A 25492-nucleotide genomic window follows, 5' to 3' on the forward strand; every position below is an offset into this window, starting at 1 on the left:
AGAGGCACGACGGGACGATGCGACGAACCCACTTAGGCTCACCTAACCTAGTGCCCGTGTCCGAGCCTGTCGCACCACCCGTCACTCCCGCCACCGTCCAGCCGCTGCGCGCCCTGTGGCAGCGCTACGGCGCCTACCGCGGCCGCTTCGTCGGCGCGGTCGTGGCCTCGACGATCAACAAGGTCGCCGACGTGGTGCCGGAGCTGCTCATCGGTGCCGCCGTCGACGTCGTGGTGCGCGGCGACCAGTCGCTGGTGGGCGAGGTGCTCGGCGTCGAGTCGCGCTTCGCGCAGCTCGGCTGGCTGGCCGTCATCAACGCGGTCGTGTGGCTGGTGGAGTCGCTGAGCGAGTACGTCGCCAGCGTCCTGTGGCGCGGCCTGGCCCAGGGCGTCGAGCACGACCTGCGCGTGGAGGCCTACGACCACGTCCAGCACCTCGACCTGGGCTGGCACGAGAGCCGGCCCTCCGGCTCGACCCTCGCCACGCTCAACGACGACGTGAACCAGCTCGAGCGGTTCCTCGACGTCGGCGCTCCCGCGATCCTGCAGACGACCCTCAACGTGCTGCTCGTCGGCGCCGTCTTCGCCGCCGCGTCCGGCCAGCTGCTCCTCTTCGCCTTCCTGCCGATCCCGGTGATCGTGGTCGGGTCGCTGGTCTTCCAGAAGCGCCTCGAGCCGCTCTACGACCGCGTCCGGGACGCGGTCTCCGACCTGTCGAGCACCCTGTCGTCCAACATCTCCGGCATCGCCACGATCAAGGCGTTCACGGCCGAGGACCGCGAGCGTGACCGCGTGGCCGCCGTGTCGCAGGCCTACCGCGAGGCCAACACCGCGGCCATCCGGTCGTCGGCCGCCTTCGTGCCGCTGGTGCGGGTCGCCATCCTCACCGGCTTCACGTGCACGCTCCTGCTCGGCGGCTGGGCGACCCTGCGCGGCGACCTCGCCATCGGCCTGTACTCCGTGCTCGTCTTCATGACCCAGCGGCTGCTCTGGCCGCTCACCGAGGTGGCCGAGGTGCTCGACCTCTACCAGCGGGGCCGCGCCTCGGCCGCCCGGATCCTCGGCCTGCTCGAGGTCCCCGTGACCGTGCCGGCCGGCTCGACCGCCCTCGAGCGGCCGGTGAAGGGCCGTGTCGAGCTGCACGGCGTCCGCGCCGGCTACGCCGACGGTCCCGACGTCCTGCACGGCATCGACCTGGTCGTGCCGGCGGGGGAGACCCACGCGATCGTGGGGTCCACCGGGTCCGGCAAGTCGTCGCTGCTCCGGCTCGTGCTGCGCTTCGACGACCCGCGTGCCGGCACCGTCCACTTCGACGGCCAGGACGTGCGCGACCTCGACTGGGACTCGCTGCGCGGCTCGCTGGGCTACGTCGCCCAGGACGTCTTCATGTTCGCCGGCTCCGTCGCCGACAACATCGCCTACGGTCGCCCCGGCGCGACCCGCGACGAGATCCGCGCCGCCGCGGAGGGTGCCGCCGCGCTCGACTTCATCGAGGCGATGCCCGACGGGCTCGACACGTGGGTCGGTGAGCGTGGCGTGACCCTCTCCGGCGGCCAGCGCCAGCGCCTCGCGCTCGCCCGGGCACTGCTGCGCGACCCCGCCGTCCTCGTCCTCGACGAGGCCACGAGCGCCGTCGACAACGAGACCGAGGCGGCCATCCAGCGCTCGCTGCGCAAGGCCACCGCCCAGCGCACCGCGATCGTGGTGGCCCACCGCCTCTCGACCGTCCGGCACGCCCACCGCATCTGGGTGCTCGACGCCGGCCGCGTCACCGAGGCCGGCACGCACGACGAGCTGCTCGCCGTCGACGGGTCGTACGCCGCCCTCTGGCGCGTGCAGACCGGTGAGCTGGCCGAGCAGCCGCAGGCCGGGTGAAACCGGGGTGAGCCGACCGGTGGGCGGCCGATAGGCTCGCGCTGACATCCGTCCCACCGCTCACCACCCCTACCGAGGAGCTCTCGTGTCCGACATCCAGGTCGTCCGCATCCACGCCGATCAGCGTGCGGAGACCACTGTCACGACGGGCACCAAGGCCTGGGAGCTGTTCCGCGACGACGCCGACGTGATCGCGGCCCGCGTGGCCGGCAGCCTCAAGGACCTCTCGTACGAGCTCTCCGACGGTGACGAGGTCGAGGGTGTCGCCATCGACAGCGCCGACGGCCGCGACATCCTGCGGCACTCGACCGCGCACGTCATGGCGCAGGCCGTGCAGCAGATCTGGCCGGAGGCGAAGCTCGGCATCGGCCCGCCGATCGAGAACGGCTTCTACTACGACTTCGACGTCGAGACCCCGTTCGTGCCCGAGGACCTGGTCAAGATCGAGTCCGCGATGCGCAAGATCATCAAGGAGAACCAGCGCTTCGAGCGACGGGTCACCACCGACGCCGACGCCCTCGTCGAGCTCCAGGACGAGCCCTACAAGGTCGAGCTCATCGGCCTCAAGGGCGGCGCCGGGGCCGACGACACCGAGGGCGCCAGCGTCGAGGTCGGTGCCGGCGAGCTCACCATCTACGACAACATCGGCCGCAGCGGCGAGGCCAAGTGGTCCGACCTGTGCCGCGGCCCGCACCTGCCGACCACCAAGCGCATCCCCGCGTTCAAGCTGATGCGCAGCGCGGCGGCCTACTGGCGCGGCGACGAGAAGAACAAGATGCTTCAGCGCATCTACGGCACCGCGTGGGAGTCGAAGGAGGCGCTCGACGAGCACCTGCACCGCATCGAGGAGGCCGAGCGCCGCGACCACCGCAAGCTCGGGCGCGAGCTCGACCTGTTCTCGTTCCCCGACGAGATCGGCTCCGGCCTCGCGGTCTTCCACCCCAAGGGCGGCGTGATCAAGCGCGTCATGGAGGACTACGTCCGCCAGCGGCACATCGAGGAGGGCTTCGACTACGTCGGCACCCCTCACATCAGCAAGGAGGGGCTGTTCCACACCTCCGGGCACCTGCCGTACTACAAGGACACCATGTTCCCGCCGATGGAGTTCGAGGGCTCGGACTACTACCTCAAGGCGATGAACTGCCCGATGCACAACCTGATCTTCCGCTCGCGCGGACGGTCCTACCGCGAGCTGCCGCTCCGGTTGTTCGAGTTCGGGTCGGTCTACCGCTACGAGAAGTCGGGCGTCGTCCACGGCCTCACCCGGGTGCGCGGCCTGACCCAGGACGACTCGCACTCCTACGTCACCCCGGAGCAGGCGCCGGGCGAGGTCAAGCACCTGCTCGACTTCGTGCTCGGGCTGCTGCGCGACTTCGGGATCGACGACTTCTACCTCGAGCTCTCGACCCGCGACGACTCCAAGCCGGACAAGTTCGTGGGCACCGACGAGGAGTGGGCGATCGCGACGAAGGTGCTGGAGGACGTCGCGGTCGAGTCGGGCCTCGAGCTGGTCCCCGACCCCGGCGGCGCCGCGTTCTACGGCCCGAAGATCTCGGTGCAGGCCCGCGACGCCATCGGGCGCACCTGGCAGATGTCGACCATCCAGTACGACTTCAACCAGCCCAAGGGCTTCGAGCTCGCGTTCTCGGCCGCCGACGGCACCCGCCAGCAGCCGGTGATGATCCACTCCGCGAAGTTCGGCTCGCTGGAGCGCTTCTTCGGTGTCCTGGTCGAGCACTACGCCGGCGCCTTCCCGCCCTGGCTCGCGCCCGTCCAGGTCCAGGGCATCCCGATCGCGGAGCGCCACAACGACTACCTGTTCGACATCGCGAAGCAGATGAAGGTGCAGGGGCTGCGCGTCGAGGTCGACGACTCCGACGACCGGATGCAGAAGAAGATCCGCAACGCGCAGCTGCAGAAGGTGCCGTTCATGATGATCGCCGGTGACGACGACGTCGAGAAGGGTGCGGTCAGCTTCCGCTACCGCGACGGGCGCCAGGACAACGGCGTACCCCTCGCGGAGGCGATCGAGCGGGTCGCCGCGGCCGTGGCGAGCCGCGAGCAGGTCTGAGCCCGAGGTGGCCGCCGACCGCCGACCCGTCGTCGACCTCACCGAGGCCGAGGCACGCCTCAAGCTCCCGCTGAAGTGGGGCGTGCCCGAGGGCGTGCTGCCCGCGTGGGTCGCGGAGATGGACTACGCCGTCGACCCCGTCGTGCTCGACGCGCTGGCGCGGATGGTGGCCGACGGCATCACGGGCTACCCGCTGTTCGGGTGGGACCCCGAGCTCGCGGAGTCGTACGCCGGCTGGTCGGCGCGGCACTTCGGCTGGGCGCCGGAGCCGGATGCGGTGCACCCGGTGGTGGACGTGACGGCCGGGGTGCGGATCGCGATCGACGTGTTCAGCGAGCCGGGCGGCGTGGTCTTCCCGATCCCCGGCTACAACGCCCACCACGGGCTCGCCTCGGTCACCGGGCGCGAGGAGGTCCACCTCGTGGTGCCGGCCTCCGCCGATCGCGCGGAGATCGATCTCGACCGGCTCGACCGGCTGTTCGCCGAGGGTGCCCGGACGCTGATCCTCACGCAGCCGCACAACCCGTGGGGCCGGGTCTTCACCCGCGCCGAGCTCGAGGGCGTCCGTGACGTGGTGGTCCGCCACGGTGCCCGGGTCGTGTGCGACGAGATCCACGCGCCCCTGGTCCTGCCGGGCGCGGAGCACGTCTCCTACCTCTCGCTCGAGGGCACCCACGACCATGCGGTCGCGGTGGTGGCAGCGTCCAAGGCCTTCAACACCGCCGGCCTGCGGTGCGCCCAGCTCGTCGTCCCCGACGCCGGCGCCCGGCAACGGCTTCTCGACCAGCCGATGTCGCGCAACGAGTCCTACTCGAGCGCCGGCATCGTCGCGGCGAAGGCCGCCTACGACGACGGCGACCCCTGGCTCGCCTCGCTCGTCGAGCGGCTCGACCAGCAGCGCACGCTCCTCGCCGACCTGCTGGCCACGCACCTGCCCGAGGTCCGGATGCGCCCGCTCGAGGCGACCTACCTCGCCTGGCTCGACGCCTCCGCCTACGGCCACGACGACGCGGCGGCCGTCGCGCTCGAGCGGGGCCGCGTGATGGTCAGCGCCGGGACGTCCTACGCCCCCGGCGCCGGCAGCCAGGTCCGCCTCAACATCGCGACGTCTCCCCAGCGGCTCACCGAGGTGGTCGAGCGGCTCGCCAAGGCCTGGACCTGATGCCACCTCAACTACTCACCGTTGGTCGAGGAGGGCGCCCCGCGCCCGTCACGAGACCAAGACCCCCGGTGGCCGCTGGTCGAGCAGGGCGCCTCGCGCCCGTGTCGAAGCCAAGACTCACCACCATCCCCCCACCGTTGGTCGAGGAGGGCGCCCCGCGCCCGTGACGAAACCAAGACCCCCGCTGGTCGCTGGTTGAGCAGGGCGCCCCGCGCCCGTGTCGAAACCAAGACCGCCACCGACGGTCGAGGTGAGCACGGCACGCCTCCACACCCCGCCGATTTAACCCTCCGCAGACCCGGTTCAGGCATGGCGGCTGTCGGTGCTCGCCGATATAATCGAACACATGATCGACATGCTGGCAGCACCCGAGGCAGAGGCTGACGACCTCACTGCCTCGGCCCTGCTCGCTGCCCTGCGCGATCGCAAGGCCGTCGAGGACCGCGCCGCGGCCGACCAGCTCGACCTCGCCGCCAGGTGGGCCGACCTCCACCCGCCGGAGTCGATTCACCTCGCCGCGGCGTTCACCACCCCCGGGTCCGAGCACGAGGAGCCCATCGCGGGCGAGGGCTGTCCGCTGGTGGCTGAGTTCTGTGTGGCCGAGCTCGGAGCCGTGCTCGGGATCTCGTCGACGGCTGCGAAGAAGCTGATCGGGCACGCCCTCGAGCTCCGCCACCGACTGCCACGACTCTGGGCGCAGGTGCAGTCCGGCGCCGTTCCGGCCTGGCGCGCCCGGCTGGTCGCCGAGACCACCATCCACGCGGTGCCCACGTTGACGCGCGAGGCCGCTGGGTGGGTCGATGACCAGGTCGCCGCCGTCGCCAAACGTGTCGGGACCGCGCAGCTCGACAGGCTCGTCGCGGAGACCATCAAGAGGTTCGACCTCGCTTCAGCCGATCCCGCATCGGATCCCGAGGACGGCTACCTCCACGTCGACCCCCGACACGTGACCGTGCACGACCGCGACGTCCACTACGCCGGCACCATCCACCTCGAGGCCGAGCTCGACCTCGCCGACGCCCTCGACCTGGACCACGCCCTGGCCCACGACGCCGCCGCCCAGAAGTCCCTCGGCTCCACCGAGTCGTTGAACGTGCGCAGGGCGAAGGCTCTCGGGAACCTCGCGAGGACCCAGACCGGGCTCGACCTGTTCCACACCCAAGGCTCCACGAGCGCCGCGACCATCACCTCCGAGGACCGCGACGGGCTGCCCGCCGCGCGGGAGATCGTTCTCCACGCACACTTCGACGCCACCCTCACCGCCGAGGGCACCGTGTTCGGTCCCACTGGACGGATGGAGAACCGGAACAAGCTCCTGCTCCTCGACCAGATCCGGTCCTGGTGCGGGGACTCGCGGACCAAGGTCACGATCAAGCCCGTCATCGACCTCAACCAGAACCTCACCGCACCCGGCTACGACATCCCAGCCAGGATCCGCGAACAGGTCATCCTGCGCGACAACACGTGCGTCTTCCCGCACTGCACCCGACCCGCCCGCGCCTGCGACATCGACCACGTCACCCCCTACGACCACCACGCCGCAGCAGAAGACCGGCAACAGCCCGGACCCACCCAGTCCGACAACCTTGCCTGCCTGTGCCGCTACCACCACCGGCTCAAGACCCACACCAGCTGGCGCTACGCCATGGTCGCGCCCGGGGTGTTCGAGTGGACCAGCCCCCACGGCCACCGTTTCCGACGAGACCACACCGGCACCACACCAATCCACCCGCTCGAGCCCGAACGACCATGACCCCGCCCCACGCCCCGCCAGACCACACGTAGGCGGGGCCACAGGCACGTCCAGGTCCGGCTTCTGAGGTCACGCGAGGGGATCCCGCGACCGGAGGCGTCATCGACAGCGGTGATCTCGCGGCGGCACTAATGTGTGCCTCGAGGAGTCGTAGGGGTTCGAGTCCGCCGCATGGACACGGTCAACACCGGAAAGGGGCAGATCGACCGGGACCCCGTGACGAGACTCCGGAACAGTGCGGGATACCCAATGCCGAGTCATCTCGACCCGCTGTCGGCGGGTGCGAGGAAGATCGGGACATGACATCCGAGGGGCAGAAGCCGGTGACCATCCTGTTCGACTCGATCGTCGAGACCGACTACGGACAGTTCGATCTGGTCTGGGGTGACGGAGAAGGATTCGACGGGGACTGGGACCGCGTGTTTGACGGACACGTCAACGGTCTCGCCGGCTCCGCCTCCGGTGACGGCCTCTACGTCAACCTCGGCCGCCGTAGCGGCGGATCCCAGGTACGCATGGTCCTGGTTGACGCCCAGCCGACGGTCGGCGACGACTGGGAGGACATCGTCGAGGTGTCCATCGTGGTTCCTGACGGGCCTGTGCAGTGGGCCGCGTGGGCGTGGGATGACAGCGGCGACCTGGCGCTGCCGGCCGGCACCTACCGCGTACGCGTCAACGCACGCGGAAGAGACGCCGGTGCAGAGGACGAGTTCGCTGAGGAGGTCGTCGACTTCTACCTCCTGGAGATCTGGGCCGCACCGGCCGATCCGGACGCGATCGTGAGGACGACCAGCAAGAACGCCGAGTACTGGCATCGCGAGAACGGCGGCCGTCGGTGATCAGCAGGTGCCCCGCATCCGAACGTGCCGATGTCAGGACGCCGGGAGCGCCCGGCATGAAGGGGTCCGGGATCCGGCTCAGGCGTGAGGGGTGTCGATGCCGACACCGGAGGCCGACTGCGCCGTCGCTGCCAGGACATCCAGGTCCTCGTCAGTCGGGAAGGGCTGGCCCGGACGGGCGTAGAGGACCAGCGAACGCTGAGCCAGCCCCTCGATCCTCAGCTCCCAGGCTCCGGCCGGAATGGGGCCGGCCACCCGCTCGACCGCGCCCGCACCGGGCCGGATCGTGAGCCGGGCTCGGCCACCCGCGTCGCAGACACTGAGCTGCACGACGTCGTCGCTCGTGAGTTCCCGAGGCACGGCCGGCAGACCGTCGACGAGACGGATGAGAACGCCCGGTCGATCGGCAGGCGACAGCTCGATCGAGACGCTCGCGTGGAAGGACAGCATGGAGGCGCGCGGGCCCCAGTTGCCGGTCCGCAGCGCCATCTCGAAGACGGGCGTCATGGCGGACATGGTGCACGACCACGCACTCCCTCGCACCTCGATTCACCCGCGCAGCTCGTCCCCGGACGCGCCGTGGAGCAGCGCGGTGAGCCCGGCGAGCGCGGTGTCGAGGTCGTCGGCGACGACCACGTCGTCGAGCACCTCGGGCCGCAGGAAGCCCGCGTCCGCCAGGCCACGGAGCGAGTCGAGGAAGGCCGTCCAGGTCCCGCCGAGGTTGAGGAAGCCCACCGGGTCGTCGTTGAAGCCGATGTAGCGCCAGCTCCAGACCTCGATGATCTCCTCGAGCGTCCCGAGCCCGCCGGGCAGGCAGAGGAACGCGTCCGCGAGCTCGGCCATCAGCGCCTTCCGCTCGTGCATCGTGTCCACGACGTGCAACTCGGTCAGGTCGTCGCGACCCCACTCGCGCGCGACCATCGAGTGCGGGATCACGCCGATCACCTCGCCGCCCGCGTCGAGCGCGCCCTGGGAGACCTCGCGCATCAGTCCGTGACCGCCGCCGCCGTAGACCAGCCCGATGCCGCGCTCGGCCAGCGCCCGCCCGACGTCGTACGACGCCCGCGCGAGGGCCGGGTCGACGCCCGGGCTGGAGGCACAGAAGACGGCGACGCGCCGGATCGTTCGACTCACGCGGAGAGTCTAGGAACTGCGGCGAGTACGGTCGAAGACCCACCTGACCCGGGAGGTCGCCCGTGCGCCAGCTCCGCCGCCTGTCCGTCGTGCTCGTCGCCGCGCTGGTCGCCGTACCGGGGCGCGCTGACGCCGCCGAGGGTTGGACCCCGCTCGAGGAGGCCGGCGGTCACTCGCTGGCGGTCGCGCTCGGCGACGGCACCACCGCACTCGTCAGTGTCGGCGGACCGGACGAGGCCACGATCTACGACCAGCGGCGGGCCGCCGACGGCACCCTGGGCCCGGCGACCGCGGTGCTCACCGTCTCCCGCGCCGACTACTGCCGGCCGGTCGACGCGGCCACGGCGATCGGCAACTACGCAGTCGCGGTGGAGTGCCAGACCCGGACCGGGCTCGAGGACCCGCCGACCACCCTGGTCGAGCTGGTGTGGACCGGTGACGACGGCTGGGTGTGGCAGGTCCACCGCACGAGCTCGCTCGGGACGGTCGACTACTCACCCCAGGGACAGTTCGCCCTCTTCACCAGCAACAGCGAGTACGGCCGGCCGCACCACGTCACGAGCTTCAACCCCGACCTCGGCTGGCGCGACGTCGAGCGCCGGGAGGTCGGTCCGAGCGGCGACCGGATCATCGGGGCGATCGACGACGAGGGCGACGTCGTCGTCCTGCGCGGCGCGGGCTTCGAGGACGAGCCGGGCTACTGGTTCGGAGGGCGGCTCCGGGTCGAGTCGTACGACTACGGCTCCCGACGCTGGACGACGAAGCTCACCCGCCGCTACCCCGACGGCGGCATCTCCCCGTCGTCGATCGACCTCGCCGCCGGCCGCATCACGGCGACGCTCGTGCGCTCCCGCTCGACCGGCCGGCTGAACGGACGGGACGCCAAGGTGCTGGTGCTGTCGGGCCGTCCGTCCGCGCCCCGGTCCTGGTCCCCGGCGGGCTGGAGTCCCGACGTCCTGACCTCCTCGGCGGCGACCACGCAGGACGGCCTGAGCGTCGTGTCGTGGCAGGCGGTGGTCGGGCGGCGGACGGCCAAGCCGTGGTTCGCGACCTGGACGCCCCGGCAGGCGGAGCCGGTCGTCTCCGACCTCGAGTGGCGCACCACCCTCACGAACGCGGCCCGGTCCGGCCGGGCGATGGACCTGTCGGTCACGGCGGACGGCCACGGCGCGATCACGTGGGTCCGCCACCGGCAGGGTGCCGACCACGCGTCGGTCGCCGGGGCGTCGTTCCGCGTGGACGCCGACGGCCGGTTGAGCGAGCAGGTGGACGTGACGTGGGTGCGGCCCGCCGGGGTGACCGTCGCCGTCACCGCCGCCGTCGGTGCGAGCAGCGTGACCCTGGGCCGGATCGCCCGCTCGTACGTCGAGACTCCCGAGGTCTCCTACAGCCTCGGCCCCTGAGGGCCGACCACCTTCTCGTAGCGACGGCACGGGGAGACGAAGACCTGACCGGCAGCGGTGACCTCGTAGGGCAGCGCGCCCCCGTCGCGCCACCCACGCTTCTCGTAGAACGCCCGGGCCCGGGCGTTGCCCTCGACGACCGCGAGCCAGGCGACCTCGTGCCCGGCTGCGGCGACCTGTCTTTCCGCCTCGTCCAGCAGCACCGCGGCGAGGCCGCTGCCGCGCGCCCCACGACCGACGAACACCTGCTCCACCTCGTCGCCGGCGACCATCACGAACCCCAGCAGCTCGCCGTCCTCCGCGACCGCGACCGTCGTGTCCGCGACGCGCAGGGGAGTGCGCTCGTGGAACGCCTCGAGCGTGCGGGCCGCGGTGAGGCCCTCCGGGACGCGCCCGGCGTGCCCGTCGTGCCAGCCCTCGTGCCACAGGTCGGCCACCGCAGCCATGTCCGCGCCACCGGCCGGTCGGATCGACGTCATGGGTCCACCCTAGGATCGGCAGCATGGCGAACGACGGGCTCGAGCGGATCTGGACGCCCCACCGGATGGCCTACGTCCGCACCTCCGCGGTCGACGAGGGCTGCCCGTTCTGCGCGATCCCGAGCCACCCCGACGGCGAGTCGCTCGTCGTGGCGCGGGGCGAGTCGACGTACGTCGTGCTCAACCTGCACCCCTACAACCCCGGTCACCTGATGGTGCTGCCCTACCGGCACGTCGCCGACCTGGCCGACCTCACCGAGGCCGAGTCCACCGAGCTGATGGCGATGACCCAGCACGCGCTGCGTGCCATCCGGGCGGTCAGCACGCCGCACGCCTTCAACATCGGGCTCAACCTCGGCCGCTCGGCAGGCGGCTCGCTCTCCGAGCACCTCCACCAGCACGTCGTGCCCCGGTGGACCGGGGACGCCAACTTCATCACCGTCGTCGGCGGAGTGAAGATGCTTCCTCAGCTGCTCGAGGACACCCGCGACCTCATCGCCGGGGCGTGGGCCGACGCCTGAGCGCGACCCGGCTCAGCCCACGGCGTAGGGGTGCTCGCTCGCGCGCCCCTGGAACGCGAGGATCGCGGGGTTGCGGATCCGACCGTCCTGGATCTCGATCGCCCGCGTGACGGTCTCGTTGGTCGCCCACGCCTCGGGGCCGCCCACCACGGTGTCGATGAACGGCAGCAGCGCCTCGCTGTTCTCCCACGTCGCCGAGCTCCACAGGTAGGACGGGCTGTGGTCGACCGCGTAGTAGTGGACCCCGTCCCCGACGGTGAACATCGGGGCGTCGAACGTCGTCGGGACCGCCCACGAGAAGCCCATGCCCTCGTCGCACGAGACGTCGACGATGAGGCTGCCCGTCCGGAACCCGGAGAGGTCCTCGGTGCGCAGGTAGGTCAACGGGGCTGCGGTGTCCTGCAGCGTGCAGTTGACGACGATGTCGTTCTCGGCGAGGTACGCCGCCAGCGGCTCGCGGCCACGGTCGGTGATGACCATGCTGGCGTCGGGCTCGTCCGGGTCGTGGTCGAACTGCCGGATCAGCACCGAGTGGATCGGCGACCCCACGGCTGCGACACCGCGCGTGGTGAGCACCGCGACGTCGCTGACGCCGTGGGCCTTGAGGGCGGTGACCGCCCCGCGTGCCGTCGCCCCGAAACCGATGACCACCGCACTCAGCCGGCGCCCGTAGTCGCCGGTGATGCCGACGAGCTCCATGGCCTGGAGCACCGAGCAGTAGCCCGCGAGCTCGTTGTTCTTGTGGAAGACGTGCAGCCCGACGTAGCCGTCGCGGGTCCAGTGGTTCATCGCCTCGAAGGCGATCAGCGTCAGCTCGCGGTCGATGGCCAGCTGCGTCAGCTCGGTGTCCTGGACGCAGTGCGGCCACCCCCACAGCACCTGGCCGGCGTGCATCAGGGCCACGTCCTCGTGCTGCGGCTTCGGCAGCACGACGACGTCGGAGGTGGCGATGATCTCCTCACGCGTGGCGAAGCCGGCGACGTGCGGGGCGAGGTCGGCGTCGGAGATGCCGAAGCGCGAGCCGTAGTCGTGCTCGAGGGTCGTCCGGGCCGCGACGTCAGTGGCCAGCCGGTGCAGGTGCTCCGGGTGGAGGGGGAGACGGTGCTCGTTCTCCTTGGCCGAGGTGCCGATGACGCCGAGGCTGAGCCGGCTCACTTCTTCTTCGGCATGAAGGGCTCGGTGGAGTCGCCCTTCCCGGCGGCCTTCGCGTGCTTGTCGGCACGCTTCTCCTTGATGGACTTGCCGGACTTCTTGGACATGCCTTGCCGCGGCGACTTGTCGCTCATCGGGGCTCCCTCGTCGGAAGCCTGGATGGCTCCGTGCTGCCACACTACGCGCCCCACTAACGTGGCTCCCGTGGACGACTCCTCGCTGGATCCCTCGCTGGACCCCTCGGCAGCACCCTCGCTGGCCGACGACGCCGCCCTCGCCGTCGAGCTGGTGCGCGAGGCCGCCGCCCTCGCGGCCCGGATCCGGACCGGGGGCCTCGACGTCGACTTCAAGACCAGCGGGTCCGACGTCGTCACCCAGGCCGACACCGCGGCCGAGCGGCTCATCGTCGACCGGCTGGCGGCCGAGCGCCCCGACGACGCGATCGTGGGGGAGGAGGGCGCCTCGCGACCGGGCACGTCCGGACGCACCTGGGTGATCGACCCGGTCGACGGCACCTTCAACTTCTCCCGCGGCAGCGACTGGTGGTGCAGCGCGATCGCCCTGGCCGGCGAGGACGACGTGCTGCTCGGCGCTGTCCACCACGCCGCCACGCAGCGGACCTGGGTCGGCGGCCCCGACCTGCCCAGCACGTGCGACGGCGTACGCCTGGGCGACCTGCCCGACACCCCGCCCGGCTCGCGGTGCGCGACGACCTACCTCCACCCGCCGTTCTTCGGCAGCGAGGTGGGCGATGCCTTCGCCCGTGCGCTCGGGCAGGTCGGCACGTTGCGGATGCTCGGCTCCGGGACGATGGACGCGATGGCGATCGCCTCGGGCCAGTGGGACGTGCTCTTCCAGCACTCCGTCGCCGACTGGGACCGGCTCCCGGGCGCGGCGATCGTCCGCGGCGCGGGCGGCGAGTCGCTCGTCGTACCGGCCGCGGGGGTGGACTGGACGGTCACCGGCGCGCCGGCGGCGGTCGCGGACGTCCGAGCCGCGCTGCTCGACGGCACGGACGCCCGGTAGCCTGCCGCCGTGCTCGATCGGTTCAAGCAGTTCTGGCAGGGCGTCATGCTCGCGCCCTTCATCAACCTCTTCATCCGCCTCGGCATCAGCCCCGACGTGGTGACGCTGGTCGGCACCCTCGGCGTCAGCTTCGGCGCGCTGTTCTTCTTCTCCCAGGGCTGGGTGTGGCAGGGCGTGCTGTTCATCACCGCCTTCGTCTTCAGCGACCTGGTCGACGGCGCGATGGCCCGCAAGACGGGCCGCAAGGACGACTTCGGCGCCTTCCTCGACTCGACCCTCGACCGGGTGGCCGACGGCGCGCTCTTCGGCGGCCTCGCCCTCTTCTTCGCCTGGCACCACGAGAGCCACCTCTACCTCGTGCTGAGCCTGGTCATCCTCGTGATGGGCGCCGTGACGTCCTACGCCCGGGCGAAGGCCGACCACCTCGGCTACGACGCCAAGGTCGGCGTCGCCGAGCGTCCGGACCGCCTGGTGGGGATGCTCGTGCCCGCCTTCTTCGCCGACCTCCTCGACCTGTGGTGGCTGCTCTACATCTCGCTGTGGGCCCTCGCCGCCGCGGCCACCGTGACGGTCGCGCAGCGCATCTGGGTCGTGCGCCGTCAGGCGCTCGCCCGCGCGGCCGCCCAGGGCTGAGCGACCCCCGGGTCGTCGGCAGTTCGAGGCCCGGTCCCGGTGCCTCCTTTCGGATGAGTCCGCACTACGATCGGCTCATGGCTGAGCAGACTGCAGAGACCCCCCTCGAGCACGGCACCAGCCGCGTGAAGCGCGGCATGGCCGAGATGCTCAAGGGCGGCGTGATCATGGACGTGGTGACCGCCGAGCAGGCGAAGATCGCCGAGGACGCCGGCGCCGTCGCCGTCATGGCCCTCGAGCGCGTGCCGGCCGACATCCGCGCCCAGGGCGGCGTGTCCCGGATGAGCGACCCCGACATGATCGACGGCATCATCGAGGCCGTCTCGATCCCGGTGATGGCCAAGGCCCGCATCGGCCACTTCGCCGAGGCCCAGGTGCTCCAGTCGCTCGGCGTCGACTACATCGACGAGTCCGAGGTGCTCACCCCGGCCGACTACTCCCACCACATCGACAAGTGGGGCTTCACCGTCCCCTTCGTCTGCGGTGCGACCAACCTCGGCGAGGCGTTGCGCCGGATCACCGAGGGCGCGGCGATGATCCGCTCCAAGGGCGAGGCCGGCACCGGCGACGTGTCCAACGCGGTCACCCACATGCGCACCATCCGTGGCGAGCTCAACCGCCTGCACGGCATGGCCGAGGACGAGCTCTACGTCGCGGCCAAGGACCTCCAGGCTCCCTACGAGCTGGTCAAGGAGGTCGCGGCCGCGGGCAAGCTGCCGGTCGTCCTCTTCACCGCCGGCGGCATCGCCACCCCGGCCGACGCCGCGATGATGATGCAGCTCGGCGCCGAGGGCGTCTTCGTCGGCTCCGGCATCTTCAAGTCGGGCAACCCGGCCCAGCGCGCCGAGGCGATCGTCAAGGCCACCACGTTCTTCGACGACCCTGACGTGGTCGCCAAGGTCTCGCGCGGCCTCGGCGAGGCGATGGTCGGCATCAACGTCGACGAGCCCGCCCGCTCGATCCAGTTCGCCGAGCGCGGCTGGTAGTCGGCGCCTACTTCCTCAGCGCGTCCACCAGCACGGTGGCCGCGTTGCCGAAGCCGTACGCCTCCTCGCCCGGCTGGGCGGGCAGCCCGAGCCGGATCACGAGGGTCCTCGTGGTGGGGTCGACGAGCAGCACCTGTCCGCCGAGGCCGAGCGCTGCGAACAGGTCCGGGTCGGCGTACGACGCCAGCTGGCCGGTCACGGGTCGCAGGGGCTGGCCCTGTGCGTCCACCGGGTCGGTGGCCCCGCGGACCTGCCCCGGCCGGTTGAGCCACCAGAGGTAGCCGTAGGCCGCGTTGTGCACCGTCGACGAGCGGCCGACGGCCCGCGCCACGTAGGCCCTGTCGAGGTAGCGCCTGCCGTCGACCTTCCCCCTGCCGAGGTAGAGCATCCCGAGGTGGGCGAGGTCCAGGCAGGTCGTGGTGACGCCGTAGAACGCGTTGGCGTTGCCGGACCGGTCGGTGGTGAAGGTCGTGTGCGCCATGCCGAGCGGCTCGAACAGCCGCGTGCGGGCGAACCTCGCGACCGGCATCCCGGTCGCCTCCTCCAGCACCGGCTCGAGGACCTGGATCGCGGCGTTGTTGTACTGCCACGCGCTGCCGGGGGCGTACTGCTGCGTGAGGCCGACGGCGTACCTCGTGCGGTTGCGTGCGCCGAGCAGGTCGCCGTAGTCGGACTGCAGCGACCAGAAGCGGCCGCTGTCGTTGGACAGCAGGTTGCGCACGGTCACCGACGCCGACGGCGTGCCGCGCCACTCGGGCACGTAGGTCGAGACGGTGTCGTCGAGGCGCAGGTCGCCGTCGCGGATCGCGATGCCGACGAGGGTCGCGGTGACCGACTTCGTGATCGAGAACACCTCGCGCGGGGTGTCGCGGCTCAACCGCCAGTTGGCCTCCTTCGCCAGCTTGCCGTCGCGCAGCACCGCGAAGCACGTGGAGTCGAGAGCCTTCGCCTCCTTGGCCCCCGCCGACAGGGCGCCGGGCCTCAGCCCCAGGTCGGACGGCGAACGCACCGGCCAGCCGTCGACGGTGAGCTGACCGGCCTGCTCGGCCGTGGCGGGCACGCCGCAGAGCACGAGGGCGGCGGTGAGCAGCATGGCGCCGAGTGCTTGGGCGCGGGGGAGCCTCATGGGTGGTGAGCCTAGGCCGGGAACGCGGTCCTAGGATCGGCGATCGTGAACCCGACCATCGGCGTGCTCGCCCTCCAGGGCGACGTCCGCGAGCACCTCGCCGCCCTGCGCTCGCTGGGGGCGGACCCGGTCGCCGTACGACGACCGGCCGAGCTCGCGGCCTGCGACGGCCTCGTCCTCCCGGGCGGGGAGTCCACGACGATGGTCAAGCTGGCCCGGATCTTCGACCTGCTCGAGCCGCTGCGCGAGGCGGTCGCCGGCGGGCTGCCGGCCTTCGGGACGTGCGCCGGGATGATCCTCCTCGCGGACCGGATCGAGGACGGCGCGCCCGGTCAGGAGACCGTCGGCGGGCTGCACATCACGGTGCGACGCAACGCGTTCGGCCGTCAGGTCGACTCGTTCGAGGAGGACCTCGACGTCGACGGCCTGGCCGACCCCGTGCGGGCGGTCTTCATCCGCGCGCCCTGGGTCGAGTCGGTCGGCGACGACGTCGACGTACTGGCTCGGGTCGGTGGTGGACCGGCCGTGGGTAGGATCGTCGCGGTGCGTCAGGGCCCCCTGATGGCGACCTCGTTCCATCCGGAGGTCGGCGGCGACGACCGGGTCCACGGCATGTTCGTGGACCTGGTGCGCTCGGTCCGGTGACCGCACCTCACGACACGCGACAGATAGAGGACCCATGTCAGGCCACTCCAAGTGGGCAACGACCAAGCACAAGAAGGCCGCGATCGACGCCAAGCGCGGCAAGCTCTTCGCCAAGCTGATCAAGAACATCGAGGTCGCGGCGAAGCAGGGCGGCGGCGACCCCGCCGGCAACCCGACCCTCTACGACGCCATCCAGAAGGCGAAGAAGAGCTCGGTCCCGAACAAGAACATCGACTCCGCCCTCAAGCGTGGCTCCGGTGCCGAGTCGGGTGGCGTCGACTACAAGACGATCTCCTACGAGGTCTACGGCCCGCAGGGCGTGGCCTTCCTCGTCGAGTGCCTCACCGACAACACCAACCGCGCCGCGATGGAGGTCCGCACGGCGGTCACCCGCAACGGCGGCACCATGGCCGACCCCGGCTCCGTCTCGCGCCTGTTCACCCGCAAGGGCGTCGTCGTGGTGCCGAAGTCGCAGGACCACGACGGCACCGTGCGTGAGGTCTCCGAGGACGACGTCCTCGAGGCGACCCTCGACGCCGGCGCCGACGAGGTCAACGACCTCGACGAGGCCTTCCAGGTGCAGAGCGAGGCCACCGACGTCGTCGCGGTCCGCACCGCGCTGCAGGACGCCGGCATCGACTACGACTCCGCCGACGTGGAGTTCGTCGCCAGCCTCGAGATCCCGGTCGACGCCGACGGCGCCGGCAAGGTGCTCCGCCTCCTCGACGCCCTCGAGGACCTCGACGACGTCCAGGACGTCTTCACCAACGTCGACATCCCCGCCGACGTGATGGCCGAGCTCGAGGCCGCCGACGCCTGACCCGCCGCCGGTGCCCGCCGCGTGTCGTACGCCGTCCCGCATCGGCCGCGGGATAGCGTGACCGCACGAACACCTGTTCGGACGACCGGTCCGGGCAGGGTGAGGCGAGGGGGTGGGACGTGCGGGTGCTCGGCATCGACCCCGGCCTGACCCGGTGCGGCGTGGGCGTGGTCGACGGCAGCGTCGGGCGCCCGTTGTCGATGGTCGACGTCGGCGTGATCCGCACCAGCTCCGACCTCCCGGTCGCCGAGCGGCTGGTCACCATCGAGAAGGGCCTCGACGCCTGGCTCGACGAGCACCGGCCCGACGCCGTGGCCGTGGAGCGGGTGTTCGCGCGGTCGGACTCGAGCACGATCATGGGCACCGCCCAGGCCAGCGGTATCGCCCTGGTCGTCGCGGCCCGCCGCGGTCTGCCGATCGCGATGCACACCCCCAGCGAGGTCAAGGCCGCCGTGTCCGGCAACGGCCGCGCCGACAAGGCCCAGGTCGGCGCGATGGTGGTCCGGATCCTCCGGCTCACCGAGCTGCCGAAGCCCGCCGACGCCGCGGACGCGCTCGCGCTCGCCATCACCCACGTGTGGCGCGGCTCGGCCAGCAACCGTCTCGAGGCCGCCGTGGCCCAGCAGCAGGCCTTGGCGAAGGCCCAGAAGCAGAAGATGAGGACCCGATGATCGCCTTCGTCCGCGGCGAGGTCGCCGCCGTCACGCTCACCAGCGCCGTGCTCGAGGTCGGGGGAGTCGGCCTCGAGCTGATGTGCACCCCCGGCACCCTCGCCACGCTGCGCATCGGCCAGCCGGCGACCCTGCCGACCAGCATGGTCGTGCGCGAGGACAGCCTGACGATCTTCGGCTTCCTCGACGACGACGAGAAGTCGATCTTCGAGATCGTCCAGACCGCGTCGGGTGTCGGACCCAAGGTCGCCCAGGCGATCGTCGCGGTGATGAGCCCCGACGACGTGCGCCGCGCGATCAGCACCGAGGACGTCAAGGCGCTCACCCGCGTGCCGGGGATCGGGCAGAAGGGCGCCCAGCGGATCATCCTCGAGCTCAAGGACCGCATCGGCCCGCCGGTCGGGGTGCACCACCCGGCCGCGACGATCCCGCAGCGCGACGCCTGGCGCGACCAGGTCCAGCAGGGGCTGGTCGGCCTCGGCTGGTCGGCCAAGGAGTCGGAGAAGGCGGTCGAGGCCGTGGCTCCCGACGCCGGCACCACCCCCGACGTCGGCGCCCTCCTGCGCGCCGCTCTGCGCACCTTGAGCAAGGCGTGAGCGGGGCGCGATGAACTGGGACGACACCGACGAGGACGTCGAGCTCACGGCGGCCGAGCACGCCCACCTCCAGCGGCTCACCGACGCCGAGGCCGACAGCGACGAGCGCGCGGTCGAGGCGGCGCTCCGCCCGAAGACGCTCGACGAGGTGGTCGGGCAGGTGCGCGTGCGCGACCAGCTCGGGCTGGTCCTCGAGGCCGCCCGCCGCCGCGGCCGAGCGCCCGACCACGTCCTGCTGTCGGGCCCGCCCGGGCTCGGCAAGACCACGCTCGCGATGATCATCGCCGCCGAGATGACCACGCCCCTGCGGCTCACCAGCGGGCCGGCGATCACCCACGCCGGCGACCTCGCCGCGATCCTGTCCGGCCTCAACGAGAACGACGTCCTCTTCGTCGACGAGATCCACCGGATGTCGCGCCCGGCCGAGGAGATGCTCTACATGGCCATGGAGGACTACCGGGTCGACGTCGTCATCGGCAAGGGCCCCGGCGCCACCGCGATCCCGCTCGAGATCCCGCCGTTCACCCTCGTCGGCGCCACCACCCGCGCCGGGCTGCTGCCGGGCCCGCTGCGCGACCGGTTCGGGTTCACCGCCCACCTGGAGTTCTACGAGCCCCACGAGCTCGACCGCATCGTCCACCGCAGCGCCGGCCTCCTCGGCGTACACCTCACGGCCGAGGGGTCGAAGGAGATCGCCGGTCGGTCCCGCGGCACCCCCCGCATCGCCAACCGGCTCCTGCGCCGGGTCCGCGACTACGCCCAGGTCCGCGCCGACGGCGTGCTGACCCTGCCGGTGGCCCAGGCGGCACTCGACCTGTTCGAGGTCGACGAGTCCGGACTCGACCGCCTCGACCGGGCGGTCCTCGACGTGCTGTGCCGCCGCTTCGGCGGGGGACCGGTCGGGGTCTCCACGCTCGCGGTCGCCGTCGGCGAGGAGCGCGAGACCGTCGAGGAGGTCGCCGAGCCGTTCCTGGTCCGCAACGGCTTCCTCGCCCGTACGCCGCGGGGCCGCGTCGCGACGCCCGCCGCCTGGCACCACCTCGGCCTGACGCCTCCGCCGGTGCCCACGGTCGACTCCACGCTCTTCGACGACTGAGCACGACCGAGCACGACCCGTAGGGCCGTGGCGCCCGACCATCGGCGGATGGGCCGGGCGGTGCCCATCCCCGTAGACTCCACGGGCTCAGGCACCCCCACGATCTCCCCCCGACCCCCAAGGAGACCCCTGCCGTGAACGATCTCGCCGCCCTGCTGCCCCTGGCCGCCATCCTGGCCCTGTTCTACTTCGTCGGGATCCGTCCCCAGCAGCGCCGGGCCAAGGAGGTCGCCGCCCTCCAGAGCAGCATCGAGGTCGGCCAGCGCGTGATGATGTCGTCGGGCATCTTCGGCACCGTCACCTCGATCGACGACGACAAGGCGACCCTCGAGATCGCCCCCGGCACCCGGATCGAGATCGCCCGTGCGGCCATCGCGAAGGTCGAGTCCTCGGTCCCCGGGATCGGGGAGCCGGGCGATGCCTGATCGTCGCGCGGCACAGGAGGCGCTGACCCGCCTCACCGTCGACGTCCCCGACTGGCCCGAGCCGGGGGTGACGTTCAAGGACATCACCCCGGTCCTGGCCGACCACCACGCCTTCTCGGCCGTCGTCGAGGCGCTCGCGGACGCCGGTCGCGACGACCACGGCAACGTCGTGGTCGACAAGGTCGTCGGGATGGAGGCCCGCGGGTTCATCCTCGCCGCGCCCGTCGCGCTGGCGCTCGGCATCGGCTTCGTGCCGGTCCGCAAGGCCGGCAAGCTGCCGCGCGAGGCGCACGCGGTGTCGTACTCCCTGGAGTACGGCGAGGCGACCCTCGAGGTGCACCGCGACGCGATCGCGCCGGGCGAGCGGGTGCTGCTGATCGACGACGTGCTCGCCACCGGCGGCACGGTCGCCGCGACCCGCGAGCTCGTCGAGGCGTGCGGGGGCGTCGCGACCGGCGTCGCGGTGCTGATGGAGCTGAGCTTCCTCGACCCGCGCACGGTCACCGGCGACCTCCCGATCAGCACCCTGCTGACGATCTGACCACACAGCCCACAACTAGACTCGGGACATGGCAGAGGAGGAGGCACCCGCGCAGGAGGCGAAGGCGCCCCTGACCGCGCGCGGCATGCGCGCCCGCCTCGCCCGCGTCGGCACCAAGCCCCCCGCCCAGAACCCGGTCCTCGAGCCCCTCTTCCGGGCCGTGCGGGCCAACCACCCGAAGGCCGACCTGGCGCTCCTCGAGCGTGCCTACGCCGTCGCCGACAAGTGGCACACCGGCCAGATGCGCAAGAGCGGTGACCCCTACATCACCCACCCGCTCGCGGTCACCACGATCCTCGCCGACATCGGCATGACCGAGCCGACGCTCGTCGCCGCGCTGCTGCACGACACGGTCGAGGACACGCCGTACACCCTCGACGAGCTCCGCGCCGACTTCGGCGACGAGGTCGCGCTCCTCGTCGACGGCGTGACCAAGCTCGACAAGGTGCAGTACGGCGCCTCGGCGCAGGCCGAGACCATCCGCAAGATGATCGTCGCGATGTCGCGCGACATCCGGGTGCTGGTGATCAAGCTCGCCGACCGGCTGCACAACATGCGCACGCTCCGCTACGTCCCGGCCGCCTCGCAGGAGCGCTCCTCGCGCGAGACGCTCGACATCTACGCCCCGCTGGCCCACCGCCTCGGCATGAACACCCTCAAGTGGGAGCTCGAGGACCTCGCGTTCGCGACCCTGCACCCCAAGATCTACGACGAGATCGTCCGGATGGTCGCCGAGCGCGCCCCGTCGCGCGACCAGTTCCTCGCGGAGGTCGTCGCCGAGATCGAGCAGGACCTCAAGGCCTCGCGGATCAACGCGAAGGTGACCGGCCGGCCGAAGCACTACTACTCGATCTACCAGAAGATGATCGTCGGCGGCCGCGACTTCTCCGACATCTACGACCTCGTCGGCATCCGGATCCTCGTCGACGAGGACCGCGACTGCTACAGCGCGCTGGGCGTCATCCACTCGCGCTGGAACCCGGTCCTGGGCCGGTTCAAGGACTACGTCGCGATGCCGAAGTTCAACATGTACCAGTCGCTCCACACGACCGTCATCGGCCCCGCGGGCAAGCCCGTCGAGGTGCAGATCCGCACGTTCTCCCAGCACCGTCGTGCCGAGTACGGCGTCGCCGCGCACTGGAAGTACAAGGAGAACACCAAGGCCGGCGTCGACACCGACCGCCTCGGCGACAAGGACGACCTCACCTGGCTGCGTCAGCTGCTCGACTGGCAGAGCGAGGTCGAGGACCCGGGTGAGTTCCTGGAGTCGCTGCGCTTCGAGATGAACCAGCAGCAGGTCTACGTCTTCACCCCCCGTGGTGACGTCGTGCCGCTGCCGATGGGCGCGACCCCGGTCGACTTCGCGTACGCCGTCCACACCGAGGTGGGCCACCACACGATCGGCTCGCGGGTCAACGGCCGCCTCGTGCCGCTGGAGTCGCAGCTCGACAACGGCGACGTCGTGGAGGTCTTCACCTCCAAGTCGCCGACCTCCGGTCCGTCGCGCGACTGGCTCAACTTCGTCCAGTCGCCGCGCGCCCGCTCGAAGATCCGCCAGTGGTTCACCAAGGAGCGGCGCGAGGAGGCGATCGAGCACGGCAAGGACCAGATCGCCAAGCTCATGCGCAAGGAGGGCCTGCCCCTCAACCGCCTGATGACCCACGACATCCTCGCGCTGGTCGCCGAGCACTTCCACCACGCCGACGTGTCCGCGCTCTACGCAGCGGTCGGCGAGGGCAACCTCAGCGCGCAGGCCGTGGTCCGACGCGTCATCGACATCCACGGGGGCGACGAGGGCGCCCAGGAGGACATGTCGGAGGGCGTCAGCATCACCGGGCGCGCCCGCTCCTCCAAGCGCGGCCCGACCGACTCCGGCGTCATCGTCCGCGGCGTCGACGACCTCTGGGTCAAGCTCGCCAAGTGCTGCACGCCGGTGCCGCCCGACCCGATCCTCGGCTTCGTCACCAAGGGCGGGGGAGTCTCGGTCCACCGCAAGGACTGCACCAACGCCGCCAGCCTGCTCGGCCAGCCCGAGCGGGTGCTGGAGGTCGAGTGGGCGCCGACCTCGCAGTCGACGTTCCTGGTCAACATCCAGGTCGAGGCGCTCGACCGCGCCCGGCTGCTCTCCGACATCACGATGGCGCTCTCCGACGCCCACGTGAACATCCTCAGCGCCACGCTCTCCACCACGCGCGACCGCGTGGCCAAGAGCCGGTTCTCCTTCGAGATGGCCGACGCGGCCCACCTCGACGGCGTGCTCCGTGCCGTGCGCGCCGTGCCCGGCGTCTTCGACGCCTACCGGGTCACTGCCTGACCGGCTGTGCTCGTGGCGCTCGCGCGTGCTGAGGTGGGCACGCTGCTGTCCGGCACCGGGCGCTACCGAACGGTACGGGCGTCCCGGCGGCCCGCCGACTGCCTGACTGTTCGGTAGCGGCGAGCGCCGTTCAGCTGAAGTCGGCCGCGGCCTTCTTCGCCATGTCGAGGAAGGCCTGCTTGTTGGCGAGCTCGCCCTCGAGGTCCTTGATCCTCCTGGCGTCGCCGGCGGCGGAGGCCTTGTCGAGCTTGGCCTGCGTCTCGGCGATCCCGGCCTCGAGCTTGCCGATCATGTCGTCGGCGCGGGCCGACTTCTCGGGATCGCTCCTGCTCCACTTCTCGTCCTCGACCGCGCGGATGGCCTGCTCGACCTTCCGCATCCGGGCCTCGAGGTCCTTCATCCGGTCGCGCGGCACCTTGCCCGCGTCGTCCCACCGGTCGGCGAGGTCGCGGAACGCCTTCTTGGCCGCCTCGAGGTCGGTCACCGGGAGGAGCGCCTCGGCCTCGACCAGGATCGCGTCCTTGACGTCGGCGTTGGCGGCGAACTCCTCGTCGAGCGCGGCGTTGGCCGCGTCGCGGGCACCGAAGAACGTGTCCTGGGCACCGCGGAAGCGCTGCCAGAGCTGGTCGTCGACCTCGCGGGGCGCCGGGCCGGCGGCCTTCCACTCACGCATCAGGTCGCGGTACCTGCCCGCCGTGGGGCCCCAGTCGGTGGACGTGGCGATCGCCTCGGCCTCCTTGGCCAGCCGCTCCTTGATGACGCGCGCCCCGTCACGACGCTCGTGCTCCTCGGCGAAGTGCGCCTTGCGGTGGCGGGTGTACGTCGTGCGCGCGGTGGAGAAGCGCCGCCACAGCGCATCGTCGGTGGCGCGGTCGAGCCGGGGGAGCTCCTTCCACGTCGAGAGCAGCTCGCGCAGGCGGTTCGCGCCGTTGCGCCAGTCGGTGCTCTCCGCGAGGCGCTCGGCCTCGGCGACGAGCTTCTCCTTCTCCGCCTTCGACTCCGCCGTCTTCTGCGCGCGCTCCTCCTTGCGGGCCGAGCGCTGCACGGCGATCACCGGAGCGAGCGCGTCGAGCCGGCCGGCGAGGGAGACCAGGTCGCCCACCGCGTGCGCGTCGACGACCTGCTCCCGCAGTGCCTTGGACGAGGAGGTGGCCTCCTCGGGCGCGAGCCGGCCGGACGCCACCCGCTGCTCGAGCAGGTGGACCTTGCCCTCGAGCTCCTCGAAACGCTTGGTGAAGAACTCCAGGGCCTCGGCCGGGGTGCCGGCCTCGTAGGACCCCACGGATCGCTCACCATCGGCGGTGCGGACATAGACGGTGCCGTCCTCGGCCACCCGGCCCCAGGGCGTTCCCGCCCCGGCCGAGTCGTCTGCGGACTGCTTGTCGGCGCTCATGGTCGCCCATCGTAGTCATGGCCGCGACCGGCCTCGGTAGGCTTCCCTCCTGAGAAGATCCGACCGGAGATCTGACAGCGAGACAAGCAAGGACTGACGCCTGTGTTCATCGCCGGCTTCCCCGCCGGGCCGTGGGGCACCAACTGCTACGTCGTGGCGACCGGTCCCGGCACGGAGTGCGTCGTCATCGATCCCGGCAAGGACTCCGCCGACGGTGTCGCCGACGTCGTGCGCGAGCACGGGCTCAAGCCGGTCAGCGTCCTGGTCACCCACGGCCACATCGACCACATGTGGTGCGTGGCGCCGGTGGCCGGCACCTACGACGCGACGGCCTGGATCCACCCCAGCGACCGGCACCTGCTCACCGACCCGATGTCCGGCATGAGCCGGGAGACCACCCAGATGCTGCTCGGCGGCGACTACACCTGGGCCGAGCCGGACGACGTGCGCGAGCTCTCCGACCTCGCCGAGCTCGAGCTCGCCGGGCTGCGCTTCGTCGTGGACCACACGCCCGGGCACACCCAGGGCTCGGTGACCTTCCGGACGCCGTACGCCCAGCAGGACGTGTCCGAGGTGATGTTCTCCGGGGACCTGCTCTTCGAGGGCTCCATCGGTCGCACCGACCTGCCCGGCGGCGACCATCCGACGATGCTGCGCAGCCTCACCGACAAGGTGCTGACCCTGCCCGACGACGTCGTCGTGCTGCCCGGGCACGGCAACCAGACCTCCATCGGGCGCGAGCGTGCCACCAACCCCTACCTGCTCGACCTGCAGTCCCACTCCGGTGACCAGGGCAACGCGGGCCGGGTCACCCGAGGACTCTGAGGAAGTA

Annotated in this window: 26 protein-coding genes; 19 read left to right on the forward strand and 7 right to left on the reverse strand. The window is 71.4% G+C overall.

Annotated elements, in window-relative coordinates; all coding sequences use genetic code 11:
• Positions 1 to 56 precede the first annotated feature (56 nt).
• The 5 genes from EUA93_RS15470 to EUA93_RS15490 all read left to right on the forward strand — a co-directional run bounded on the left by EUA93_RS15470 (position 57) and on the right by EUA93_RS15490 (position 7699).
• Positions 57 to 1874, forward strand: a complete 1818-nt coding sequence (locus EUA93_RS15470; RefSeq protein WP_242497399.1) for an ABC transporter ATP-binding protein — start codon at positions 57 to 59, stop codon at positions 1872 to 1874.
• 85 nt (positions 1875 to 1959) lie between these two features.
• Complete coding sequence (gene thrS / locus EUA93_RS15475) at positions 1960 to 3945, forward strand: threonine--tRNA ligase (protein ID WP_129400945.1); 1986 nt, start codon at positions 1960 to 1962, stop codon at positions 3943 to 3945.
• A 7-nt stretch (positions 3946 to 3952) separates the two neighbouring features.
• The gene (locus tag EUA93_RS15480) at positions 3953 to 5107 is read left to right on the forward strand and encodes a MalY/PatB family protein (RefSeq protein WP_129400946.1); all 1155 of its coding nucleotides are present in this window, start codon (positions 3953 to 3955) and stop codon (positions 5105 to 5107) included.
• 346 nt (positions 5108 to 5453) lie between these two features.
• Positions 5454 to 6860: an HNH endonuclease signature motif containing protein gene (locus EUA93_RS15485; RefSeq protein WP_129400947.1), complete on the forward strand. Its 1407-nt coding sequence runs from the start codon at positions 5454 to 5456 to the stop codon at positions 6858 to 6860.
• A 323-nt stretch (positions 6861 to 7183) separates the two neighbouring features.
• Positions 7184 to 7699 carry a hypothetical protein gene (locus EUA93_RS15490; protein WP_129400948.1) on the forward strand — a complete coding sequence of 172 codons (516 nt, stop codon included), beginning with the start codon at positions 7184 to 7186 and terminating at the stop codon, positions 7697 to 7699.
• 78 nt (positions 7700 to 7777) lie between these two features.
• On the opposite strand, the gene EUA93_RS15495 is transcribed toward EUA93_RS15490, so the two are convergent.
• Both EUA93_RS15495 and EUA93_RS15500 read right to left on the reverse strand, forming a co-directional pair.
• Complete coding sequence (locus EUA93_RS15495; protein WP_129400949.1) at positions 7778 to 8206, reverse strand: hypothetical protein; 429 nt, start codon at positions 8204 to 8206, stop codon at positions 7778 to 7780.
• Positions 8207 to 8248: 42 nt separating this feature from the next.
• Positions 8249 to 8833, reverse strand: a complete 585-nt coding sequence (locus tag EUA93_RS15500; protein WP_207208699.1) for an LOG family protein — start codon at positions 8831 to 8833, stop codon at positions 8249 to 8251.
• 62 nt (positions 8834 to 8895) lie between these two features.
• Here EUA93_RS15500 and EUA93_RS15505 point away from each other — a divergent pair, with 62 nt between their 5' ends.
• Positions 8896 to 10236 carry a hypothetical protein gene (locus tag EUA93_RS15505; protein ID WP_129400950.1) on the forward strand — a complete coding sequence of 447 codons (1341 nt, stop codon included), beginning with the start codon at positions 8896 to 8898 and terminating at the stop codon, positions 10234 to 10236.
• Here the strand turns inward: EUA93_RS15505 and EUA93_RS15510 are convergent.
• Positions 10218 to 10715, reverse strand: a complete 498-nt coding sequence (locus EUA93_RS15510) for a GNAT family N-acetyltransferase (RefSeq protein WP_129400951.1) — start codon at positions 10713 to 10715, stop codon at positions 10218 to 10220. The two genes, EUA93_RS15505 and EUA93_RS15510, sit on opposite strands and share 19 nt — an antisense overlap.
• Before the next feature lie 23 nt (positions 10716 to 10738).
• On the opposite strand from EUA93_RS15510, the gene EUA93_RS15515 reads away from it, so the two are divergent.
• Positions 10739 to 11236, forward strand: coding sequence for an HIT family protein (locus EUA93_RS15515; RefSeq protein ID WP_129400952.1), 498 nt, complete (start codon positions 10739 to 10741; stop codon positions 11234 to 11236).
• Between the two features lie 12 nt (positions 11237 to 11248).
• Here EUA93_RS15515 and EUA93_RS15520 read toward each other — a convergent pair whose 3' ends face one another.
• Complete coding sequence (locus EUA93_RS15520; RefSeq protein ID WP_129400953.1) at positions 11249 to 12391, reverse strand: N(5)-(carboxyethyl)ornithine synthase; 1143 nt, start codon at positions 12389 to 12391, stop codon at positions 11249 to 11251.
• Entirely contained in the window at positions 12388 to 12522 is a 135-nt protein-coding gene (locus EUA93_RS22245) for a hypothetical protein (protein ID WP_275937880.1), read from the reverse strand. The genes EUA93_RS15520 and EUA93_RS22245 overlap by 4 nt, the downstream gene beginning before the upstream one ends.
• A 70-nt stretch (positions 12523 to 12592) precedes the next feature.
• On the opposite strand from EUA93_RS22245, the gene EUA93_RS15525 reads away from it, so the two are divergent.
• The 3 genes from EUA93_RS15525 (at position 12593) to pdxS (ending at position 15033) form a co-directional block, all read left to right on the forward strand.
• Positions 12593 to 13414 carry an inositol monophosphatase family protein gene (locus EUA93_RS15525; protein ID WP_242497400.1) on the forward strand — a complete coding sequence of 274 codons (822 nt, stop codon included), beginning with the start codon at positions 12593 to 12595 and terminating at the stop codon, positions 13412 to 13414.
• A gap of 9 nt (positions 13415 to 13423) precedes the next feature.
• A complete protein-coding gene (pgsA, locus tag EUA93_RS15530; RefSeq protein WP_129400955.1) occupies positions 13424 to 14047 on the forward strand; it encodes a phosphatidylinositol phosphate synthase in 624 nt (207 codons plus the stop codon).
• Between the two features lie 77 nt (positions 14048 to 14124).
• Entirely contained in the window at positions 14125 to 15033 is a 909-nt protein-coding gene (gene pdxS, locus EUA93_RS15535) for a pyridoxal 5'-phosphate synthase lyase subunit PdxS (RefSeq protein ID WP_129400956.1), read from the forward strand.
• A 7-nt stretch (positions 15034 to 15040) separates the two neighbouring features.
• Here the strand turns inward: pdxS and EUA93_RS15540 are convergent, their stop codons facing one another.
• Positions 15041 to 16159 carry a serine hydrolase domain-containing protein gene (locus EUA93_RS15540; RefSeq protein WP_129400957.1) on the reverse strand — a complete coding sequence of 373 codons (1119 nt, stop codon included), beginning with the start codon at positions 16157 to 16159 and terminating at the stop codon, positions 15041 to 15043.
• Positions 16160 to 16201: 42 nt separating this feature from the next.
• On the opposite strand from EUA93_RS15540, the gene pdxT reads away from it, so the two are divergent.
• The 8 genes from pdxT to EUA93_RS15580 all read left to right on the forward strand — a co-directional run bounded on the left by pdxT (position 16202) and on the right by EUA93_RS15580 (position 23267).
• Positions 16202 to 16804: a pyridoxal 5'-phosphate synthase glutaminase subunit PdxT gene (pdxT, locus tag EUA93_RS15545; RefSeq protein WP_207208796.1), complete on the forward strand. Its 603-nt coding sequence runs from the start codon at positions 16202 to 16204 to the stop codon at positions 16802 to 16804.
• Between the two features lie 34 nt (positions 16805 to 16838).
• The gene (locus tag EUA93_RS15550) at positions 16839 to 17624 is read left to right on the forward strand and encodes a YebC/PmpR family DNA-binding transcriptional regulator (RefSeq protein WP_129400958.1); all 786 of its coding nucleotides are present in this window, start codon (positions 16839 to 16841) and stop codon (positions 17622 to 17624) included.
• Between the two features lie 119 nt (positions 17625 to 17743).
• Positions 17744 to 18295: a crossover junction endodeoxyribonuclease RuvC gene (gene ruvC, locus EUA93_RS15555; RefSeq protein ID WP_129400959.1), complete on the forward strand. Its 552-nt coding sequence runs from the start codon at positions 17744 to 17746 to the stop codon at positions 18293 to 18295.
• Entirely contained in the window at positions 18292 to 18891 is a 600-nt protein-coding gene (gene ruvA / locus EUA93_RS15560) for a Holliday junction branch migration protein RuvA (protein WP_129400960.1), read from the forward strand. The genes ruvC and ruvA overlap by 4 nt, the downstream gene beginning before the upstream one ends.
• A gap of 10 nt (positions 18892 to 18901) precedes the next feature.
• On the forward strand, positions 18902 to 19987 hold the full coding sequence (gene ruvB / locus EUA93_RS15565; RefSeq protein WP_129400961.1) for a Holliday junction branch migration DNA helicase RuvB: 1086 nt from the start codon (positions 18902 to 18904) through the stop codon (positions 19985 to 19987).
• 134 nt (positions 19988 to 20121) lie between these two features.
• Positions 20122 to 20412 carry a preprotein translocase subunit YajC gene (gene yajC / locus EUA93_RS15570; RefSeq protein WP_129400962.1) on the forward strand — a complete coding sequence of 97 codons (291 nt, stop codon included), beginning with the start codon at positions 20122 to 20124 and terminating at the stop codon, positions 20410 to 20412.
• The gene (locus EUA93_RS15575; RefSeq protein ID WP_129400963.1) at positions 20405 to 20953 is read left to right on the forward strand and encodes an adenine phosphoribosyltransferase; all 549 of its coding nucleotides are present in this window, start codon (positions 20405 to 20407) and stop codon (positions 20951 to 20953) included. The genes yajC and EUA93_RS15575 overlap by 8 nt, the downstream gene beginning before the upstream one ends.
• Before the next feature lie 28 nt (positions 20954 to 20981).
• A complete protein-coding gene (locus tag EUA93_RS15580; protein WP_242497401.1) occupies positions 20982 to 23267 on the forward strand; it encodes a RelA/SpoT family protein in 2286 nt (761 codons plus the stop codon).
• Between the two features lie 130 nt (positions 23268 to 23397).
• On the opposite strand, the gene EUA93_RS15585 is transcribed toward EUA93_RS15580, so the two are convergent.
• A complete protein-coding gene (locus EUA93_RS15585; RefSeq protein WP_129400964.1) occupies positions 23398 to 24660 on the reverse strand; it encodes a DUF349 domain-containing protein in 1263 nt (420 codons plus the stop codon).
• A gap of 102 nt (positions 24661 to 24762) precedes the next feature.
• Here EUA93_RS15585 and EUA93_RS15590 point away from each other — a divergent pair, with 102 nt between their 5' ends.
• A complete protein-coding gene (locus EUA93_RS15590) occupies positions 24763 to 25485 on the forward strand; it encodes an MBL fold metallo-hydrolase (protein WP_129400965.1) in 723 nt (240 codons plus the stop codon).
• The last annotated feature ends 7 nt before the right edge of the window (positions 25486 to 25492 follow it).

The organism is Nocardioides oleivorans, from assembly GCF_004137255.1.
GTDB lineage: Bacteria > Actinomycetota > Actinomycetes > Propionibacteriales > Nocardioidaceae > Nocardioides > Nocardioides oleivorans.